This window comes from Streptomyces sp. SID13031 (assembly GCF_010548305.1).
In the GTDB taxonomy this organism is placed as follows: domain Bacteria; phylum Actinomycetota; class Actinomycetes; order Propionibacteriales; family Kribbellaceae; genus Kribbella.
This window is the reverse complement of the sequence record NZ_JAAGLV010000126.1, coordinates 1-383: the sequence shown is the minus strand read 5'-3', so window position 1 is coordinate 383 and position 383 is coordinate 1. Positions and strand designations below refer to the sequence as shown.

General features: G+C 69.5%; 1 pseudogene. It reads right to left on the bottom strand.

The features are described from left to right. Window positions 1-239: pseudogene (locus tag G3I17_RS39545) on the bottom strand (cytochrome c oxidase subunit II); the annotation flags it as partial. Between the last annotated feature and the right edge of the window lie 144 nt (window positions 240-383).

Genomic DNA, 383 nt, shown 5'->3' with positions numbered 1-383 from the left:
ATGATCAGGCCCCACACGAGGATGCCGGTGATCAGCGCGGCCGCCCAGGACCCCTGCCACAGGGAGAGGATGCGAGGCGCCTCTTCAGTGACCGGGGTGGGCAATCCGAGGCGGGGGAAGTCTTTCCATGTATACGAGCAACCAGTGGCGGTCGCCAGGACCACGCCCGCAGTCAGCGCCTGCAGCAGCTTCCGCCGCATCGGGCGCCGCGGCGAGCGGTCGGAGCCGTAGGGACTCACGTAGCGCCTTCCCGAGAGTCTCGGCCCGCGCGGCCGGCCGCGGCCGCATTCGGGTCGGTCGCCGGCCCTGACGCAGGCAGGGGTTTGGATGTTTATGCGGACCAAACCCTACTGGACGCTATTTGGGGTCGCGCGGGGAGGGTG